The organism is uncultured Cocleimonas sp., from assembly GCF_947495625.1.
Classification (GTDB): Bacteria; Pseudomonadota; Gammaproteobacteria; order Thiotrichales; family Thiotrichaceae; genus Cocleimonas.
The window spans coordinates 21,974-41,387 of sequence record NZ_CANLZW010000004.1 but is presented as its reverse complement, the minus strand read 5'-3'; the positions used below and the strand labels follow the sequence as shown (position 1 = coordinate 41,387).

Sequence of the window (19,414 nt, the reverse complement as noted above, 5' to 3'; positions counted from 1 at the left end):
AATAATAAGTAAATCCTAATATAAGAATTTAAAATTCAAAGGTCACAAGTGATATTCCGCCTGTACTTCGACTGTATATTCTTAATGCTTATCAGTTTATAATCTGTCATCAAAACTTCATGGGACATCTACTTGATGCTTAGACTTGTTGCTTATAAATGGAAAAGTAAATGATAAATAGTCGTCAGCGATCTGTTTTTATCGTCTCAGAAAGTACCGGTATTACCGCTGAGACAATGGCGCACAGCTTACTTTCACAATTCCCACATTTAGAGTTTACCTATCATCAACGTTCGTTTGTAGATAGTGAAGATAAAGCGCGCGAACTCGCAGATGAAATCTATGAAGTCGGAGAAGCACAAGGCTTTAAACCGCTGGTTTTTGCAACCATGCCAGAAACCAATGTAAATAATATTCTCGCATCAGCGAACTGTCATTATTACGAAATATTCGAAAGCTTCCTGGATAAAATAGGCCACGATTTGCATACTGAGCCTACCCGTGAATCGGGTTTAAGCCACGGCATGATCAATCATAAAACCTATGATGCACGAATCGACGCACTAAATTTCACCTTAAAACACGATGATGCAATGGTGTTAAAAACCATCGATCAGGCAGATATCATTATCATCGGCGTTTCAAGATCGGGCAAAACGCCCACGTCACTGTATTTAGCATTAAAATTTGGTATTAAAGTAGCCAATTATCCAATTACCGAAGATGACTTTGAAAGAAACGAGTTACCTCAGATATTACTGGATAATAAGCACAAGATATTTGCAACCTCAATAAAAGCAAAACGACTGAAGCAGATAAGAGAAAAGAGAATACCAAACAGTGATTATTCATCACTAAAAACCTGTAAAGAAGAAATTGCTAAAGCCACCAAACTTTATAAAAAGTATGGCTTTGAGCCTATGGACGTTACCAAACGATCTATAGAAGAATTAGCTGCCCAAATCATTAAAACGTTTAAGGGTAAACAAAAAATTACATTACACCCCTCGAAGGATATATAGAGTTTAATTAAGGAATACTAAAGATGAATACCTACAATGTGATCTGGTTAGATCAACTTGGCATAAATGATATTGACAGAGTAGGGGGCAAGAATGCCTCTCTCGGAGAGATGATACAAAACCTTGGTAATTTAGGCGTAAATGTACCAGGTGGATTTGCAACAACAGCAGATGCCTATCGAGGGTTTCTTGAGCATGAAGATCTTGGCAATAGAATCAATGCTTTATTGGATGAACTTGATGTAGATAATCTTGAAGATTTAGCTAGAACCGGTAAACAGATTCGTGACTGGATTATGGAAATCCCATTACAGGACGATCTGGAAAAAGACATTAACGAAGCATATGAAAAACTCGTTGGGCAATACGGTGAAGAAGTTTCATGGGCGGTACGTTCATCAGCAACCGCTGAAGATTTGCCAGATGCATCATTTGCAGGACAACAAGAAACGTTCTTAAATGTTTCTGGAATTGACGATATCAAAGTGGCGATTCGTAAAGTATTCGCTTCATTATTTACAGATCGCGCTATCTCATACCGTGTTCATCAGAACTTTGATCATGCAGGTGTAGCTTTATCTGCGGGCATCCAGAAGATGGTACGTTCGGATATTGCAGCCAGTGGCGTGATGTTTACACTGGATACTGAATCTGGTTGCGACAAAGTTGTGTTTGTAACGGGTAGTTATGGTTTGGGTGAAATGGTCGTGCAGGGCGCTGTAAACCCTGATGAATTCTACGTTTACAAACAGAACCTAACAGACAATAAACCGGCAGTTCTTGGTCGTACCTTAGGTAGTAAAAAAATAGAAATGATCTATGACATCGGTGGCGAAGAGCCGGTCAAGATTATCGATGTTGAAGAATCAAAACAGACAAAATATTGTATTACAGATGCTCAGGTAGAGGAACTGGCACGCCAGGCAATGACTATCGAAAAACACTATAAACGTCCAATGGATATAGAGTGGGCATTAGATGGCAATGACGGTGGTTTGTATATCGTGCAGGCACGTCCAGAAACAGTACAAAGCCAGGCAACCAATGTGGTTGAAAGATTCGCATTAAATAAAGCAAGTAGAGATGCGGCAGAGATTATTGCTGAAGGCCGTTCTATTGGTTCTCGCGTCGGTGCGGGTAAAGCTAAAATTATCATGAGTCTGGACGATATGGATCAGATTCAACCGGGTGATGTGTTAGTCACTGATATGACGGATCCCGACTGGGAACCAATCATGAAACGCGCATCAGCGATTGTGACTAATCGTGGTGGTCGTACCTGTCATGCAGCAATTATCGCTCGCGAGCTAGGTGTTCCAGCCGTTGTAGGTTGCGGTGATGCGACTAAAACAATCACTGACAATACCGATGTTACGGTTTCCTGTGCGGAAGGCGACACGGGTTATACCTATCAAGGCTTAGTGGATTTCGAAGTGACTAAAACCGAAATCAATACGATGCCTGAACTTGATTTGAAAGTCATGATGAATGTGGGTAATCCAGAACGTGCATTCGATTTCTGCCAGCTGCCGAATGAGGGTATTGGTCTGGCTCGTATGGAATTCATTATCAATAATATGATCGGTATTCATCCGCGTGCTTTACTTGAATATGATCAGCAATCTGAAGAACTTAAAGCAATTATCGCACCTAAAATCGTGGCTTATGAAAGCCCAAGAGATTTCTTTGTGCAAAAAATAATCGAAGGTGTTTCAACACTTGCAGCGGCGTTTGCGCCAAAGCCTGTGATTCTTCGAATGTCAGACTTTAAATCGAATGAGTACGCCAACTTAATTGGTGGCACAGACTACGAGCCACACGAAGAAAATCCAATGATTGGTTTCCGTGGTGCGGCGCGCTATATCGATGAAACGTTCCGACCATGTTTTGAAATGGAATGTGAAGCGATTAAGTATGTCCGTGATGTGATGGGGCTGACCAATATCGAAGTAATGATTCCATTTGTACGTACTCTGGAAGAAGCGAAAAGTGTCACAGAGTTGCTTGCAGCGAATGGCTTAGGTCGTGGTGAAAATGGTTTACGTCATATTATGATGTGTGAATTACCCTCGAATGCAGTGCTAGCCAAACAATTCCTTGAGTATTTCGATGGTTTCTCCATTGGATCTAATGATATGACCCAGCTTACTTTGGGATTAGATCGTGATTCTGGTCTGGTTGCAGAAAGCTTCGATGAGCGTAATCCTGCCGTCAAGAAGATGCTGAAGATGGCTATCAAAGCGGCAAAGAAACAAGGTAAATACGTAGGTATTTGTGGTCAGGGACCATCAGATCATCCTGATCTAGCAGAATGGTTAATGAAGAAAGGCATTGACAGTGTTTCGTTAAATCCTGATACCGTTATTGAAACCTGGAAGCGTTTAGCTGCTAAATAGCAGTATCTACCAACAGGTTGGCCCAATATAATTAACTAAATAAACAGACAGTCACACACCCTCTTACTTTAATAAAAAAGTGCCAAGCCGAGTGTAACGAGACAATGTTGGAGAGTAGCGACGACTACCCGAAGGGCGCGGCGAAAACCGCGTAAAAGTAGGGGGGTGTGTTATCAGTTAATAGACTACCCATAGCATTTAATTCTTTGGTAATAACAATCTCTGTTCATAAGCAGTGTTATTTCATTCAGTATCCAGATCAATAGATTCTGCCTGTTGCATATGCTTGATAACTTCATCGAGCTCTAATTGGGTTTGATTTTTTGTGTTGTATTTTCTAAGCGTTTCAAATAATTCTTTTTGTTCAAGAATATATTTCTCCCCAGTTTTTAACTGGATAAAAGCTGCCCATGGAATGAATTTAGTAAGCACATAATCTTGATTCATTTCTGGAGATATATCGACATTTAACCCAGATATATAAAGTAGATTTCGACCCTGATATGCAGGTTCTTGTGAAATACTCCTGAAAGCGCGGTCAAACTCAGCTTCTGTGTTAGCTTGTGCTGCAGTCAACATGGGATTCATCGACGTTACTATCCACGGCATTGCGCGTAATATATTTTGCTCTATTTGATGCAAACCTTCGTAGTCTGTATTCAATTCTTTCTTGTAAGTAAAATATTCGGGAAGTAAAGCATCGCCTATGGGTTGTTTTCCAGAGTTTTTTTCAAAAAACCAGTTCATATGTTTAAACAGCGATTTTGTGCCCATGAAGGTTCTGGAAGTGCTCTGGATGGAAATTGGTATATATTCACCTTCACTATTATCATCATCGAAATGCATTTCAATCATTTTCTCAAGTGCTAACATCAAGGTCAGTTCACGACTTAAAGAGAGATATTGGTTATCTATCGTAATTAAGCAATGATCGCTTTGCATATCAATAAATATATGATTTTTTGCGAATTCATACTCTTTTAAGTACCAATCAAGAACGCCAAAAATTTTACCGCAATTACTTGAATACTGATCAGTGCCACTATGAATACGACGATATTTACCATAGGTTTTGCTTGATGGGTCATAACCCACATGACTGGCGTGTAAAATGACCAAATCTTTACCGTGATTCGAGTGTGGACCATGCCTTTCACAAGACATAATGCCACCCACCTGACCATGATTAAAAGGAAAAGCACCAAAATGTTTGGCTAGTAATATTATGGGATAACCTTGACTCTCATCCGAGCAAAATGCGCGGGAAGGCATTATTTTTCCCTTCTCGAAACCTAGATCTAATACCCAATTGTAGAGACGTGGAATGAAATTACTGTATCTGAACCAATAATGGTCCATTCGGAAATTGCCGATACGGGCTTGAACATTATCGCGTACGTTATACATAATCAGTTTTTACCCGTTAAATAGTAATCTAGTAAATCGACAAATATAGTATTCGTACTTTAACAATATTTTGATAGCTTAAATAGAATAAATACATTATTAATTATCAGAATTATTAAATAGATAGGGCTGTTAATTCGAAAAAATTCTTGATTCTGTTAAATCTGCTTAATTGAGTGTTAACTATCTAGTTTTTTTAGATTTATTTTTATAGATGACAATCTGTATTCTATAGTTTTATGTTGTTTTTTTCCTATAGATTTCTAATTTATTATTCGTTTCTTCACGTAAAGTTCTTGTACCGTCATCAAGTAAAAATTCAAGGAATTTTTGCGCTGTTCGGGATAGTTTTTTCTCCTTGAGGTGAACGGCATACCACTTTCTTTTGATGGGAAATTGCTCAACATCTAACACTGTTAATAAACCTGCTTCAAGCTCAAGTTGTAAATTATGTAGGGATAGAACAGAGATTCCTAAACCAGCCATTACAGCTTGTTTGATCGCTTCTGCGCTTCCCAATTCCATGTAGGTGTTAGCTTTCAAGCCACTTTCTTTAAATAAGTGAGTTCTAAAAGCTCTTGTTCCTGAGCCCTGTTCTCTAGAAATGAAACGCTCTTTAGCAATGGTAGACAAGGGAATATTTTTTTCATTAGCTAATGGATGATCGACTGGTGCGACAAGTACCAAAGGATTATCTAAAAAATATTCTGCCTGAAGTTCAATGTTTAAAGGAAATGTACCCATGATGAAAATATCATCTAAATTTTCAACTAATCGTTGGGTAACTTTTGTCTGATTTGTAATCGTTAGTGAAGGTTCTACATCAGGGTAGGTCTTCAAAAAACGACCGAGTAAATGTGGCATGAAATATTTAGAGGTTGTTATGCCAGAGATCCTTAAAGGGCCTTTGATGTTTTCCCCCATGTCTTGTATATCACTGTTGAGTAAATCGAGTCTATTTAATATGTCATCTGTGGCGGCATATAATTCTTTTCCTGCATCAGTTAAATAAATCTTTTTACCAATCTTTTCAATCAATGGAATCCCCACACTTTCTGCTAGTCTTTTAATCTGAATTGAGACACCTGATTGTGAAAGATGTAATTCTTTTGCGACCGCAGTAAATGATAAATGAGTTGCAAGGCTGTGAAAAAGGCGCATTTGATGGATCGTAATATGTTTAATATTCATAGGTTTAAGTATCAATTTGTATATTAGTAATATCTAATATTAACTATAGTTAATGGGAGCTATGATATCTATTAACTTTTAGTTTTCCAAACTTTTTTCTATTATCTCCTCCACCGAAACAAGCCTCGTTGAGGCACATATACCTAACTGAATAGAAGGAAGGAGAAAAAAATGGCGAAACAATACAACGCTGGTGTTCAGGATTACCGGCAAACATACTGGCAGCCAGATTATGTCCCACTAGATACTGATTTGCTAGCCTGTTTCAAAATCACTCCACAAGCAGGGATTGACCGTGAAGAAGCAGCAGCAGCGGTTGCAGCTGAATCATCAACAGGAACCTGGACTACTGTATGGACTGATCTATTGACTGATATGGATTACTACCGCGGACGTTGTTACAGAATTGAAGACGTACCAGGTGATGACTCATGTTATTACGCATTTATCGCGTACCCAATTGATCTTTTCGAGGAAGGTTCTGTTGTAAACGTCTTTACTTCATTAGTAGGTAATGTTTTCGGATTTAAAGCGGTTCGCGCACTTCGCCTTGAAGATGTTCGTTTCCCGATTGCATACGTTAAAACCTGTAATGGACCACCGCATGGTATCCAGGTTGAACGCGATCACATGAATAAATATGGTCGTCCGATGTTGGGTTGTACTATCAAGCCAAAGTTGGGTTTATCTGCAAAGAACTACGGTAGAGCTGTATATGAAGTTTTACGTGGTGGTTTAGATTTCTCAAAAGATGATGAAAACATCAATTCGCAGCCATTCATGCGCTGGAGAGATCGTTTCTTATTTGTACAAGATGCAATTGAAACAGCTGAAGCACATACAGGTGAGCGTAAAGGTCACTATCTTAATGTTACTGCACCTTCTCCAGAAGAAATGTATGAACGTGCCGAGTTTGCAAAAGAGATTGGCTCTCCAATCATTATGCATGACTTCTTAACAGGGGGTTTAACCGCAAATACAGGTCTTGCTCGCTGGTGTCGTAAAAACGGTATGTTGTTACATATTCACCGTGCAATGCACGCTGTACTCGATCGTAATCCACACCATGGTATTCATTTCCGTGTATTAACTAAAGCACTTCGTTTGTCAGGTGGTGATCATCTTCATACAGGTACGGTAGTTGGTAAGTTGGAAGGTGACCGTGAATCAACGCTAGGTTGGATTGATTTGTTACGTGAATCATATGTTCCTGAAGATCGTTCTCGCGGTATTTTCTTCGATCAGGATTGGGGATCTATGCCAGGCGTTTTCGCAGTCGCATCCGGTGGTATCCATGTATGGCATATGCCTGCTTTGGTTAACATATTTGGTGATGATTCTGTACTTCAGTTTGGTGGTGGTACCTTAGGTCATCCATGGGGTAATGCAGCAGGTGCTGCTGCTAATCGTGTTGCACTAGAAGCCTGTGTTGAAGCACGTAACCGCGGTGTTGAACTAGAAAAGCAAGGTAAAGAGATTCTTACTAAAGCCGCTCAATCAAGCCCTGAACTTAAAATAGCCATGGAGACATGGAAAGAAATCAAATTTGAATTTGACACTGTCGACAAACTCGATGTTCAAAATCGTTAATTATTAAGGAGTTAAATCATGTCATCTGTAGCAGATTTTAAACAGGAACAGCAGTTTGAGACTTTTTCTTACCTGCCCGCATTAACCTCGGATGAGATACGCGCGCAAATTCAATACATTATCTCTCAGGGATGGAACCCTGCAGTGGAGCATGTAGAGCCAGAAGGTGCTGGTCGTAATTACTGGTTTATGTGGAAGCTTCCATTCTTTGGTGAGCAGAGCGTTGATACCGTTTTATCAGAAGTAGAGGCTTGTCATCGTGAATACCCAGATCACCATATCCGTTTGATTGGATATGATAATTACACCCAGAGTCAAGGAACGTCCTTCGTAGTTTACAGAGGGTAATTTTATTCACCTAAGTGAGGATTACTATGCCTGCACAATCAACAACAAGTGCTAACAAGAAGCAACAGGCTCAACAGGCCAGGCGCAAAGCTGCACTAAACAGTGCCAGTAATCGCCGTGGGCGGCAGAAGCTATCAACTGCTCCTGCTATTGAGTCCAATAATGTTTCTGCGTCTGTCTCTGATTCGAATATTGTTTCCTCTGTTCCTGAAAAGGAATTAGAGGATCACTTCCTATCACCTGATACCGCTACTGTGAATAAATCAGAATCTGTAGCTGAAGCAATCTCTAATAGTATTAGTAGTGATGATTCTTTAAGTGAAGAGATTGACGCTATTTGTGAGATCGCTGAATCAAACCCTGGAGTGCTTGGATCTGATCTCAATAATGTTCGTCAGCTTTGCCGTAATCGACGCAAGGCTATGTCATCACGGGGTAAGGCTGCTGTTCCAGGTAAGAACAGTGCTTCCAGAAATGGTGGAAATGCTGCAAGGGCTATGGCTTATGCAGCAGGCCAAATAAATGGTAGAGATCTGGCGAAATTAAGACGTCAGGAAATGGCGAATAAAGGACGCGGTGATTCACCTGCTACTCGCCCCAGTGGACGTGTTAGACCGAAATCAGCTCCACCAAAGGTGGAGACGGGTACAACGCTCTCTGGACAGGAAGTTACTGGAACACAGGTTGAACGTATAACGTCAGTTACTGGTAATGAATCCGGTACGTGTCGATCAATTACTGGAACTGAATATGTAGGTAGTGAGCAGTTTGCAACATTCTGTGGCGTTCAACCAGAACCTAATCCTCCTAAAGTTGGAATCAGTGTAACTGGAGCAGGTGAGCCTATTAGTGGTACTGAAGTTGGGAGATCAGAAAAAGTAACTGGAGACGAATCAGGAAGTTGCGCTAGTGTAACTGGCTCTGAATATATCGGTGCTGATAGTTTGGCGAATTTCTGTGGAACTAAACCATCCGCAAAGCCAGCCAAGGTAATGAGTAGCCGCACTGAACAGAAAGCTATCCCTGTGACCGGTGCTGACGAAGCTCGCATGAATGCAACTACTGGTAATGAAGCTGGATCACAGCAGAAAGTTACGGGTTCTCAATATGCTGATACAGGTGCAGCCAAGATGACTATTAATGGCCCTTCGAAGGTAGCACTCACCCATACCATTGCTGGTCAGTCTATAACAGGTACCGAAGTGGGTAGATCTGCAAAAGTCACTGGTGATGAATATGGTAGTTGTCGTCCAGTTACAGGTACAGAATATATTTCCAACGAGCAGTTTGCATCTGTTTGTGGAACCATTGCTGTACCACATCCTGCTAAAGTTGGTGTGGATAATAGTCAACAAGGGCAACGTATAACCGGTGCTTTGGTTGACCGTACCGATAAGGTTACAGGTAATGAGCCTGGTTCGTGTTCTCACCTTACCGGTTCACAGTATGGTGAAAGCAAGATTTGTGGTGGCGTAGCTCCTAAAGTAAACAATATGCATACCTTAAGTGGTAATAATCTCACGGGAAACAGTATTGATCTTTCCCCAAAGATGACAGGTGACGAGCAAGGGGGGTGTTTGCCCGTCACCGGAACAGAATATTATGGACAAGAGCAGTTTGCTCAATGTTCTAATGCCCCACAAGCAGCACCTGCCAAAGTAGGTATCGACCATACACCAAAAGGTGAACATGTGTCGGGAACTATGATTGGTGCTGTTGGTAATGTAACAGGTAATGAACATGGTGTTCAGCTTCCGGTAAGTGGTACACCATATGCAGGTGCTCAGGTGCCACATAATCATGGGGCTTGTTGTGATGGTTGTGCAGTTCGTGATGCAGCAGAAGCAGCTGGTCTGGTAGCATCGTCTAACGTAGCACAAGCTCATGCTCCGCAAGCCCATGTTGCACATCACATGGCAGCACCAGCTCATCACTATCCAGTTCAACAAGCTGTTCCAATGGCTCCACCAGTGTCGCCTGAAGATTTCAGTATTGTTTCTCCAGCGCGTGCTGCACAGGTTACTGGAAATAATTATGGTGGTAACAGAGTAACTGGTCCTGGAGACTTAGCTACAAACCGTGTTTCAGGAACGCCAGAATTTCGTTATCCGGAAACACGTCAAATGGCAGCGCCTGCACCTGCTCCAATAATGGTAGCTCCTGCACCGCAAGCAACATTTGCACCAGCAGAACCGGCTCCTTTTGCACAACAAGCACAAGCAATGGAATCAGTTGCAATGCATTCGCAACGAATTACTGGAGAAGGGCGTGAAGATGGCTTTTCTGTTTCAGGTGATAACTGGAGTCGTACTCCTGGCATGACAGGTACTGAAGGTCATGTAGCTCAAGGCCGCAATCCAACTTTACGAATGGGGGAAATGCAACAGCCTATAAATAATGCTCACCATAATAAAGGGATGGAGCGTCCAGATGTACCAGCGGCAAGAGTAACAGGAAGCAGTGGCAATACACATGAAGGTGCTGTTATTACAGTATCTGGTGGGGCCCGAGGCTAAAATCTATGAATACTCGTGGTGCATACAATATTCGAGCAAAGTCGTCGGCAGATCGACGCAGCGGTAATAGTCAATCACGTGGTGGCTATGTGGCTCCTGCAAGTCTGGCAAACCCTATGTTTATCCCGGAAAAGAAAACTGTTAAAGCAGCATCATCAGCTTCAGCAGCAGAACAATTCCATAATAATCGTAGGATGCCAGCAAAAAGTAGTCAACATCCATTAACAGATGGTTATACCAATGCTCGTTTGGCGCACTGTGAAGATTCAGTAAAGGGTAGGTTTGATGCAATTGTGCCGACTCTAAAAGAAATTGCTGGTTTACCTTATGGTTCTGATTTTGTTGTACAAGCCAAGAAGATTGCTGCAAAGTCCCTAGAATTCGATCTGCCTGAAAATCTTCTGGATAATGCCTGGATAGGTGGACCAGACATGAAAGCATTGTATGCACATTGTTCGTTTTCTGCTCTTAAGGGGGCTACCGAAAAGTTTGTGAATGACCTTAATCAGCAGGTTGAGATAGTTCAGGATACCAAGAACTTCTTTCTAGATTGTGGTTTTCATGCGGTTAATATTAGCCCTTGCTCCGATGGTCGTCTCAAAGGATTGACGCGCTATATACTCAGATTGCCATTGTCTTCCTTCATGCGTCGTTCTTCATATGCTGGTACTTTGTTTGATGTTGAAGCAGATGTTCATCACTGGGAAGAAGTAGAATTGCGCCGCTTTCGTGAGGGTGTACCAACAACTATAGATTCTGGTACCCGCTACCTGAAAATTGCGGTTTATCACACGAGTTCTAGCGATCCAGATCATCAAGGATGTGCTGCTCATTGTAACAATGAACATAAGGCACTTGATGCAGCGCTGGAACGGCTTTATCAGTTCCGTGACGCAATAGAAAATTCATTTTGCTGTGGCGCCAGTACTGATATTTTATTAATTGGTGTAGATACTGATACAGATGCGGTCAAGATTCATATTCCAGATAGTAAGGGTGACTTATCACAACATCGCTTAGTTGATAACGCACAATTGTACAAAAGCACAGTAAATATGACAGAAGATCAGGCACGAGTTGCTGTTTACGAAGCAATAGGTAATCCGAATCAGGAATCTCCAGGATGGGGCGCAGGTGAAGGTCAACCTCACGAAGGAATGAGAAAGCTAATTGCAAATCTGTTGATTAACAATTTATCCCAAATTGAGTATGTAGCAGATTTGTATGACGGGTGTTATCCCGATATTGGCCATGCCGAGCGCTTTATCAGTGTTGGCGATAGCTTTGATGAAGTACAGATGCGTAATATTACCTACTACGCGCATATGGACACGCTGGAAGAAGGTGTGGCTCATATGGATATAGGAATCAAAATTTTTAGCAATTTGAATGTCAAAAAGGGATTACCAATTCCGGTGGCCGTTCATTATCGCTATGACGCTAGAGTACCAGGCTCCCGGGATCGTGCCATTCTAAAGGCGCAGAGAGTTGAAGAGGCGATCCATAGCCGCTATGTGAAATTATATGAGAAAGGCAAGCTGTATTGTCATCTCTCGGTACAAGACAAACCAACTGGTAGTCCGATTGAAACGGTAGAGGCTTAATAATGAGAATAATGAAGGTTGAAAAAACCCTGGTTTCTACCAACAGACAAGCTGAACTTGGACATAAACCTTTACTGGTTGTACGAGATAAAGAAGGAGCAGTTCCACTGGTTGCAGTGGATGCAATAGGCTGTATACCAGGAGACTGGGTGATTTGTGTAAGTTCATCAGCTGCTCGTGAAGCAGCGGGTAGTAAATCCTATCCTTCAGATCTTACCATTGTAGGAATTATTGATCATTGGGATCCAGAAAACCTACCAACCGGAGTTTGAGATGGAAATACTCCAGGTAGTCGATGAATTAGTGACAACTCGACGCGTACCAGGACTTAAGCAAATGTCCTTGCGTGTTTTAACGGATCAAACAGGCAAGATTAGTGTAGCCACAGACCCAATTGGAGTTCCACCAGGTAAGTGGGTTTTTACATCAGGTGGTTCGGCGGCACGATTTGGTACGGGTGATTTTGAGATTTATACAGATCTCACAATTCTCGGAATTATAGATTTTTGGGATCCCAGTGACTGGGATTAGTAATTGGTTTTTAGTTTGGTCATTTCAAGATTAAACAAAAAAATGATAAATGAAAGTATCTTAAAGTAAGGAGCATAAAAATGGCAGAAGTGACGGGCGTAGCCCTTGGAATGATTGAAACACGTGGATTAGTGCCCGCCATAGAAGCGGCGGATGCTATGACAAAAGCGGCTGAAGTAAAACTGGTAGGACGACAGTTTGTCGGAGGTGGGTATGTGACAGTTCTGGTTCGTGGTGAAACAGGTGCTGTCAATGCAGCAGTAAGAGCAGGCGCGGATGCTTGTGAACGAGTTGGGGATGGAATTGTTGCTGCACATATTATTGCGCGTGTTCATTCAGAAGTTGAGTCTATTTTACCTAGTGATACTAAATAGATTTTTTAATAGATTTTTAATAGATAGAGATAAGTAAGAGGAAATTATAATGGCTGAAGCTACAGGAATAGCCCTAGGAATGATTGAAACTCGCGGTCTGGTACCTGCTATTGAAGCAGCAGATGCCATGACTAAAGCGGCGGAAGTTCGTTTAGTTGGTCGACAGTTTGTTGGCGGTGGATATGTAACAGTTTTAGTGCGCGGTGAAACGGGAGCAGTAAATGCTGCAGTCCGAGCAGGTGCCGATGCATGTGAACGTGTTGGAGATGGAATCGTTGCAGCACACATCATTGCACGTGTTCACTCTGAAGTTGAAAGCATTTTGCCAAAAGCAGGTGAAATTGCGGATCAAGCAACTGTTGGTTAATATTTTTTAATAGGAGATAAGACAATGGCTAGTGTTACTGGTATTGCATTGGGAATGATAGAAACTCGTGGGTTAGTTCCTGCGATTGAAGCTGCAGATGCGATGACTAAAGCTGCAGAAGTGAAACTTATTGGTCGCCAATTTGTTGGTGGCGGTTATGTAACGGTTCTAGTACGTGGAGAAACGGGAGCAGTTAATGCAGCCGTTCGCGCTGGAGCTGATGCATGTGAGCGTGTTGGAGACGGTATTGTCGCTGCCCATATCATTGCTCGCGTGCATTCTGAAGTAGAGTGTATTTTACCTACAGCAGTTGATGCATAAACTATTTTTTTGGTAATGATTGTAAGTATGTTATTTAAAAAGCATCTTAAATAGACTGTTTAGCCATAGTTGATCGATGTAAATACTGCATACAAGCAATAACTTTGACATTACCTTAAGAAAGGGGGTCAGCATTTGTTGACCCCCACCTTATCTAGATAAGTCACAAATTGAATATTCTAACTTAAGCTCAAGTTATAGGAGATCATCATGTCAAACTTTGAAAAATTAACTGACTGGAGAATAGACAGCAAACCACCAGTAATGACAAAACAATATATGTTTGAATCATATGAAAAGACTCGCACATTTATGAGTGATTTGGCTGACTTATCTGAAAAAACAGGGTACTACCCGAATCTGACATTCAATCAGTCCCAAGCGACAGTGACAATTTTTACAGATGAAAAAGAACTGGGTGAAGATGAATACGAATTCGCGCAACAAACAGATTTAATCGGAGAGTTATATAGTCAGCAGGGGAGAGCATCTCATGACTGATTCCAAAAAAAATAAAACATCAGTCAATACTAATGCTTCAACTAAAGCCAAAGTTACAGATGCTGGAGCAAAAGCAATACCCAAAAAGAAGCTAACAACTAAAACAACAACCAAGGTTCACTCTGACACAAAATCACAAAAGACAAAAGGTGCAACAAAATCGAAGGCCACGAATAAGTTGAATTCGTCAGTAAAACCTAAAACGTCACTAAATGGTGTACCCGATTTAAACAAAAATAAAGGCTATCCAGTGCATCCAGATCGTATTTGGCCTGATTAATTTAATAGATTTTTACACCAAGATTATCCAATGCTGATAGAGACATAAGATGGCCATTCATTTAAGTGATTACCAGGAAGAATTAGATTCACTCAGTGAAAATGCCCATGATGTGCTTGAAGCTAATTGGCAGGATGCTGCTCGAGTCTTCTCGCCCCGTGGTTTAGATCATTATTTGAAAGGTGCTTCTGCACTCAGTTCACTTGGCAGAGGTGAGGATCTGGTATTTTCTTTTCTTGAAAGCGCTCCAGTTGTAGCTCGTGAAATTGGTGAGGATGCTGTTAGTGAATTACTCTCATCGGCGATAAAAATGTATTCAAGAACCAGTGCTGAAGTGTTGGTTTTACTATTTTCCACTTCTCATGTTGTAGCACAACGTCTCAATGAAATTGGTTTATTCAAAGGTTATCTAAATCTACTCAATACTCTTTTGGCACAGGCACCACGAGCACTTCGTCCAATGCTTTCTAAGTTAGATATTTTGTTAGAGTATCTAACCCTTGGTGGTCTACGACGTTGGGCAATGTGGGGAGCATCCGCTTATAGAAATGACTTTGAAGCTCAGGTTGCCTATTTTGGTCTAGCAAGTGATGAATCTCAGGCAATGATGAACAAAGAACAACGCGGAGTTCTCTTTGTTGATGTACAACGTCGGTTGATTATGTATTTACGCGCGTTGTGGGGACAGGACTTTTTTATGCGTCCAACCTCGGGAGATTTTGAAACAAGAGAAGGTTACCGCCCCTTTATCGAGCATGGTTTTATTCATCTACCTGATGCATTTGATGATATAAAAGTTAACTCTAACGACCAAACAAATGATAAAACGGTGAATGGTCTTGAGATATATCGTGCAGCTGCCGCACACTGCGCTTCTCATATTAAGCATTCTATTTATCTTGAAAATAGTGAAAATTATTCATCGTTACAACAAACACTTATTGGTATTTTTGAAGATGCTAGAATTGAAAAAATTGCAGTAGATGAATTTCCTGGACTTCGACCATTGTGGATAAGCCTGTTAAAAATAGGCACTGAAAATTCTGATACTGGAATATTGTTCGATAAGATTGGACGTGGGCTAGCTGATGTAAATTTTATCTGTGATGACAATCTGGTAACAGCAGCCAGAAAATTATTTTTTGATGCTAACGATCGAATAAATGACGAACGACTTGCGGTTGAGTTGGGACTTGAACTAGCAGAAATATTTACAGCACAAGGTTTAACTTTTAACCCCAATCAAGATCGTATGTCTAACCCATATCGAGATGACAATCGTTATTTGTGGCAAGACCCAGAGGAAGAAGATTTCACCGTTTTACTTCCAGGGCAAGTTAAGCAAGTTAGAAAATACGTCAGTGTGATGGAGATGCTGAATAATCTTGATGTGCAAGAAGCCTCCGATGATGCACAAGAAATTTGGGTTTTGAAGACTGAATTCTTTCATGATGATGGTACTTCTTTAAATGAGACAGAAGGAAAAGAACCGATGGCTTCTCCGGTTCATTATTCAGAGTGGGATTATCAAACCCAATTAGAAAGACCAAATTGGGTTACGGTACTGGAAAAGCGCCCCAAAATGGGTGAGCTAGAAGAAATTGAAAAAACCATCGAAAAACATAAACCAATAATCTCACGTTTAAAGCATATGATTGAGGCGGTTCAACCTCAAGGCTTGGTTCGTGAACGCAAGATGGAAGATGGCGACACTATTGATATTAATGCAGCTGTTGCTTCCATGGTTGATATGCGTATGGGTTTTCAGCCTGATCCCAGAATAAATATACGTACACATCTACAAGTTCGTGATTTATCCGTTTTATTACTTATTGACCTCTCTGAGTCAACCAATGATCCGGTCAAAGGTGCTTCTTTAGAAGGCGAAGATGAAGTCACAGTCCTTGATTTAGCGAGAGAAGCTTCTGTACTTCTGGCAGAGGCATTAGCCAAAATAGGCGATCCATTTGCGATTCATGGTTTCGATTCGGATGGTCGTCATGATGTTGAATACTATCGATACAAAGATTTTGATGCTCCTTACAATGAGACAGTGAAGTCACGTTTAGCTGGAATGACAGGGCAATTATCTACGCGAATGGGCGCTGCCTTGCGCCATGCTGGCTCAATCCTTGCGGAAAAAGTTAGTCAAAAAAAATTGGTTATAGTGCTTACGGATGGAGAACCTGCAGATAACGATGTACGTGATCCTCAATACTTACGTCATGATACAAAACATGCGGTTGAAGATTTGGTGAAGCAGGGGATACGCACATTTTGTTTGAGCCTCGATCCTTATGCTGATGATTACGTATCTAATATTTTTGGTCAGAAAAACTATCTGGTTCTGGATAACGTGAAACGGTTACCGGAAAAATTACCCGCGCTATATCTCGGTTTGACGCGCTAGCAGGATATGTAATGAACTCTATGTATTTTAAACAGACAACAATTTTTCTTGCATGTAAAAACGGAAAAAGGGATTTCTAAGAATGGATAATGTAAATCTACGTGTCTATTCGTTTATAGATTCGTTACAACCTCAGCTAGCCTCTTACCTCGGCACTAGTTCACAAGGGTTTCTTCCTATTCCTGGAGATGCTTGTTTGTGGATTGAAGTCTCGCCCAGTATGGCTGTACATCGCCTCAGTGATATCGCACTTAAACAAACTAATGTGAGACTAGGGCAACAGGTTGTTGAACGCGCTTTTGGTTCAATGGAAATTCATTACAGTAATCAAAGTGAAGTTCAGGCAGCTGGTGGCTCCATCCTTAGTGAAATAAAACAAAATATTTCGCAACGAGATGAATGCAAAATTGCATGGAAAGAAATTATCTGTTCAGTTACGCCAGATCATGCAACCTTAATTAATCGTCAGGTTCGTATGGGCTCTATGATGATTCCGGGTAAAAGCATGTTTATTCTGGAAACTGAGCCTGCTGGTTACATTGTTTATGCAGCAAACGAAGCTGAAAAAGGTGCTCATGTCACATTAGTAGATATGAAGGCTTTTGGTTCATTTGGGCGACTCATAATGATGGGTAGTGAAGCTGAAACACAACAGGCTATGTATGCAGCCGAACGTGCCATAGCCAATTTGAATCAGCAAGCTGGGCTTTAAAATGTAGACCATTTCTATGTAAATTCTGAAAGAAACAGAGCAGAATTTAAAAAAGTTTAGACTTATTTAATATTGCCCATAAGGATTTTACTACCCCAAGCATGATATCTATATTTAATGAGATTAATTTACGAAATATCCGTGGTGATGCGTTTGGTGGCATAACAGCCGCTGTTATTGCATTGCCGATGGCATTAGCGTTTGGTGTAGCTTCTGGGGCAGGGGCTGAAGCGGGTCTTTATGGTGCAATACTCGTTGGGCTCTTCGCATCTCTTTTTGGTGGCTCTCCAACTTTGATGTCGGAACCAACAGGACCAATGACTGTTGTGTTTACTGCTGTAATTGCAAAGCTTATTGCTTCTGATCCTGAAAATGGTCTATCGATGGCTTTCACTGTAGTAGTGATGGCGGGACTTTTCCAAATGGCATTTGGTGCCATGCGATTGGGTAAATTCGTTACTATGATGCCTTATAGCGTGGTATCTGGGTTTATGTCTGGAATCGGAATAATCCTTATTATTCTTCAGATTGGTCCATTGTTAGGCCACGCAAACCCCTCTGGAGGGGTTATCACGATTCTACAAAAAATACCTGATTTGTTTACCGATATAAAAGTCCATGAGCTTATTTTAGGTGTTATTACTGTAGCAATATTGTTTTTAATGCCCAGTCGATTTAAACGCTATTTTCCACCACAATTATTGGCGCTCGTTGTTGTTACTTTGATTTCAATTCTCTTATTCACTAACAGCGATATTCGACGCATAGGTGAAATACCTACTGGATTGCCTGAGTTTAGAGTTCCCGTATTCAGTGTGGACCAATGGCAGATTATGTTTGTCGATGCTATTGTTCTTGGTGTACTGGGTTGTATCGATGCATTACTTACTTCTGTTGTTGCTGATAGTCTCACACGTACTCAGCATAATTCAGATAAAGAATTAATCGGACAGGGAATAGGGAACATCATGTCTGGCTTATTTGGAGGATTACCAGGAGCAGGGGCGACGATGGGAACAGTAGTTGGAATTCAGGCTGGCTCACAAAGTGCACTTGCTGGACTTGTTAGAGTTGCATTACTGGTTGTTGTCGTTTTCTGGCTTGCGGGTTTGACTGCAATTATACCGCTTGCAGTACTTTCGGGTATCGCTCTAAAAGTAGGGATAGATATTATTGATTGGGGTTTTCTGAAACGTGCCCATCGAATATCTCTCAAGGGCACAGTAATAACTTACAGTGTCATTGCACTTACCGTATTTGTAGATTTGATTGTTGCTGTAGGTATAGGCTTGTTTGTTGCGAATGTCATGACAATTACGCGTCTTTCAGAGTTACAGGAAGTTAATGTGAAAGCTGTACTGGATCCGGATGAGTCAGACTTGAAGCTTAATGATCGTGAATATGAAATGATGAAAGCTTCTAACAACAGAATTCTTCTTTTCTACATGCGCGGCAAAATGATTTTTGGAACTTCTCGAGTTATTAGTCGTAGAAATTCTGAAGTAGAGGGCCGCGACTCGCTTGTGGTTGATTTAACCGATGTCAGTTACTTGGGAGTATCAGCTGCGTTAGCGTTAGAAGAAGCCATTCTTGATATGCTTAGGGCTAAACGTGCTGTCTTCATTGCGGGGGCAAATGAGCAATCCATGAATCGTTTAAATAATTTAGGACTAATATCTAAATTGCCAGCTGGTAGTATTAAACAAAATAGAGAAGCTGCGATTGAAGCGGCTTCTTTGTAATTGAGTCACAGATTAAGAATTTAGTGAGAAATGAAAGTGTTTGCAAATCCGCTACTCTGTATCAAATACTGTATTTAACATAATATAGATTATGCGTACTTA

General features: G+C 41.1%; 18 protein-coding genes. 16 read left to right on the top strand and 2 right to left on the bottom strand.

The features are described from left to right. Window positions 1-170 precede the first annotated feature (170 nt). Window positions 171-1,022 carry a pyruvate, water dikinase regulatory protein gene (locus Q1A31_RS03340; protein ID WP_299872333.1) on the top strand — a complete coding sequence of 284 codons (852 nt, stop codon included), beginning with the start codon at window positions 171-173 and terminating at the stop codon, window positions 1,020-1,022. Window positions 1,023-1,045: 23 nt separating this feature from the next. Further along, window positions 1,046-3,418: a phosphoenolpyruvate synthase gene (ppsA, locus tag Q1A31_RS03335; protein ID WP_299872330.1), complete on the top strand. Its 2,373-nt coding sequence runs from the start codon at window positions 1,046-1,048 to the stop codon at window positions 3,416-3,418. A 243-nt stretch (window positions 3,419-3,661) separates the two neighbouring features. Here ppsA and Q1A31_RS03330 read toward each other — a convergent pair whose 3' ends face one another. Together Q1A31_RS03330 and Q1A31_RS03325 are read right to left on the bottom strand one after the other, a co-directional pair. After that, entirely contained in the window at window positions 3,662-4,825 is a 1,164-nt protein-coding gene (locus Q1A31_RS03330; RefSeq protein ID WP_299872328.1) for a hypothetical protein, read from the bottom strand. A 237-nt stretch (window positions 4,826-5,062) separates the two neighbouring features. Further along, window positions 5,063-6,016, bottom strand: coding sequence for a LysR family transcriptional regulator (locus Q1A31_RS03325; RefSeq protein ID WP_299872325.1), 954 nt, complete (start codon window positions 6,014-6,016; stop codon window positions 5,063-5,065). 171 nt (window positions 6,017-6,187) lie between these two features. Between Q1A31_RS03325 and Q1A31_RS03320 the strand changes: the two genes are divergently transcribed. From Q1A31_RS03320 to Q1A31_RS03255, 14 genes are all read left to right on the top strand, one after another. Then, window positions 6,188-7,606 carry a form I ribulose bisphosphate carboxylase large subunit gene (locus tag Q1A31_RS03320; RefSeq protein ID WP_299872322.1) on the top strand — a complete coding sequence of 473 codons (1,419 nt, stop codon included), beginning with the start codon at window positions 6,188-6,190 and terminating at the stop codon, window positions 7,604-7,606. 18 nt (window positions 7,607-7,624) lie between these two features. Then, a complete protein-coding gene (locus Q1A31_RS03315) occupies window positions 7,625-7,954 on the top strand; it encodes a ribulose bisphosphate carboxylase small subunit (protein ID WP_299872319.1) in 330 nt (109 codons plus the stop codon). 26 nt (window positions 7,955-7,980) lie between these two features. After that, window positions 7,981-10,470 (top strand): CsoS2 family carboxysome shell protein, encoded by a 2,490-nt coding sequence (locus tag Q1A31_RS03310; RefSeq protein ID WP_299872316.1) that lies wholly within the window; start codon window positions 7,981-7,983, stop codon window positions 10,468-10,470. A 5-nt stretch (window positions 10,471-10,475) separates the two neighbouring features. Then, window positions 10,476-12,074, top strand: a complete 1,599-nt coding sequence (locus Q1A31_RS03305) for a carboxysome shell carbonic anhydrase (RefSeq protein WP_299872313.1) — start codon at window positions 10,476-10,478, stop codon at window positions 12,072-12,074. A gap of 2 nt (window positions 12,075-12,076) precedes the next feature. Then, window positions 12,077-12,346 (top strand): carboxysome peptide A, encoded by a 270-nt coding sequence (locus Q1A31_RS03300; protein WP_299872310.1) that lies wholly within the window; start codon window positions 12,077-12,079, stop codon window positions 12,344-12,346. Window position 12,347: 1 nt separating this feature from the next. Continuing rightward, complete coding sequence (locus Q1A31_RS03295; RefSeq protein WP_299872307.1) at window positions 12,348-12,605, top strand: carboxysome peptide B; 258 nt, start codon at window positions 12,348-12,350, stop codon at window positions 12,603-12,605. 80 nt (window positions 12,606-12,685) lie between these two features. Beyond that, entirely contained in the window at window positions 12,686-12,979 is a 294-nt protein-coding gene (locus Q1A31_RS03290) for a BMC domain-containing protein (RefSeq protein ID WP_299872304.1), read from the top strand. A gap of 49 nt (window positions 12,980-13,028) precedes the next feature. Beyond that, on the top strand, window positions 13,029-13,346 hold the full coding sequence (locus Q1A31_RS03285) for a BMC domain-containing protein (protein ID WP_299872301.1): 318 nt from the start codon (window positions 13,029-13,031) through the stop codon (window positions 13,344-13,346). Between the two features lie 24 nt (window positions 13,347-13,370). Further along, complete coding sequence (locus Q1A31_RS03280) at window positions 13,371-13,667, top strand: BMC domain-containing protein (RefSeq protein WP_299872299.1); 297 nt, start codon at window positions 13,371-13,373, stop codon at window positions 13,665-13,667. 210 nt (window positions 13,668-13,877) lie between these two features. Beyond that, entirely contained in the window at window positions 13,878-14,168 is a 291-nt protein-coding gene (locus Q1A31_RS03275; protein WP_299872296.1) for a 4a-hydroxytetrahydrobiopterin dehydratase, read from the top strand. Beyond that, entirely contained in the window at window positions 14,161-14,448 is a 288-nt protein-coding gene (locus tag Q1A31_RS03270; RefSeq protein WP_299872294.1) for a hypothetical protein, read from the top strand. The genes Q1A31_RS03275 and Q1A31_RS03270 overlap by 8 nt, the downstream gene beginning before the upstream one ends. A 49-nt stretch (window positions 14,449-14,497) precedes the next feature. Continuing rightward, window positions 14,498-16,858 (top strand): nitric oxide reductase activation protein NorD, encoded by a 2,361-nt coding sequence (locus Q1A31_RS03265; protein ID WP_299872291.1) that lies wholly within the window; start codon window positions 14,498-14,500, stop codon window positions 16,856-16,858. A gap of 82 nt (window positions 16,859-16,940) precedes the next feature. Beyond that, window positions 16,941-17,570 (top strand): hypothetical protein, encoded by a 630-nt coding sequence (locus tag Q1A31_RS03260; RefSeq protein ID WP_299872288.1) that lies wholly within the window; start codon window positions 16,941-16,943, stop codon window positions 17,568-17,570. 101 nt (window positions 17,571-17,671) lie between these two features. After that, a complete protein-coding gene (locus tag Q1A31_RS03255; protein WP_299872285.1) occupies window positions 17,672-19,312 on the top strand; it encodes a SulP family inorganic anion transporter in 1,641 nt (546 codons plus the stop codon). Window positions 19,313-19,414: the final 102 nt, after the last annotated feature.

Bases quoted from the DNA above. Each gene is read 5' to 3' on its own strand.
- Q1A31_RS03340 (WP_299872333.1), top strand. From the start codon at position 171: ATGATAAATAGTCGTCAGCGATCTGTTTTTATCGTCTCAGAAAGTACC.
- ppsA (WP_299872330.1), top strand. From the start codon at position 1,046: ATGAATACCTACAATGTGATCTGGTTAGATCAACTTGGCATAAATGAT.
- Q1A31_RS03330 (WP_299872328.1), bottom strand. From the start codon at position 4,825: ATGTATAACGTACGCGATAATGTTCAAGCCCGTATCGGCAATTTCCGA.
- Q1A31_RS03325 (WP_299872325.1), bottom strand. From the start codon at position 6,016: ATGAATATTAAACATATTACGATCCATCAAATGCGCCTTTTTCACAGC.
- Q1A31_RS03320 (WP_299872322.1), top strand. From the start codon at position 6,188: ATGGCGAAACAATACAACGCTGGTGTTCAGGATTACCGGCAAACATAC.
- Q1A31_RS03315 (WP_299872319.1), top strand. From the start codon at position 7,625: ATGTCATCTGTAGCAGATTTTAAACAGGAACAGCAGTTTGAGACTTTT.
- Q1A31_RS03310 (WP_299872316.1), top strand. From the start codon at position 7,981: ATGCCTGCACAATCAACAACAAGTGCTAACAAGAAGCAACAGGCTCAA.
- Q1A31_RS03305 (WP_299872313.1), top strand. From the start codon at position 10,476: ATGAATACTCGTGGTGCATACAATATTCGAGCAAAGTCGTCGGCAGAT.
- Q1A31_RS03300 (WP_299872310.1), top strand. From the start codon at position 12,077: ATGAGAATAATGAAGGTTGAAAAAACCCTGGTTTCTACCAACAGACAA.
- Q1A31_RS03295 (WP_299872307.1), top strand. From the start codon at position 12,348: ATGGAAATACTCCAGGTAGTCGATGAATTAGTGACAACTCGACGCGTA.
- Q1A31_RS03290 (WP_299872304.1), top strand. From the start codon at position 12,686: ATGGCAGAAGTGACGGGCGTAGCCCTTGGAATGATTGAAACACGTGGA.
- Q1A31_RS03285 (WP_299872301.1), top strand. From the start codon at position 13,029: ATGGCTGAAGCTACAGGAATAGCCCTAGGAATGATTGAAACTCGCGGT.
- Q1A31_RS03280 (WP_299872299.1), top strand. From the start codon at position 13,371: ATGGCTAGTGTTACTGGTATTGCATTGGGAATGATAGAAACTCGTGGG.
- Q1A31_RS03275 (WP_299872296.1), top strand. From the start codon at position 13,878: ATGTCAAACTTTGAAAAATTAACTGACTGGAGAATAGACAGCAAACCA.
- Q1A31_RS03270 (WP_299872294.1), top strand. From the start codon at position 14,161: ATGACTGATTCCAAAAAAAATAAAACATCAGTCAATACTAATGCTTCA.
- Q1A31_RS03265 (WP_299872291.1), top strand. From the start codon at position 14,498: ATGGCCATTCATTTAAGTGATTACCAGGAAGAATTAGATTCACTCAGT.
- Q1A31_RS03260 (WP_299872288.1), top strand. From the start codon at position 16,941: ATGGATAATGTAAATCTACGTGTCTATTCGTTTATAGATTCGTTACAA.
- Q1A31_RS03255 (WP_299872285.1), top strand. From the start codon at position 17,672: ATGATATCTATATTTAATGAGATTAATTTACGAAATATCCGTGGTGAT.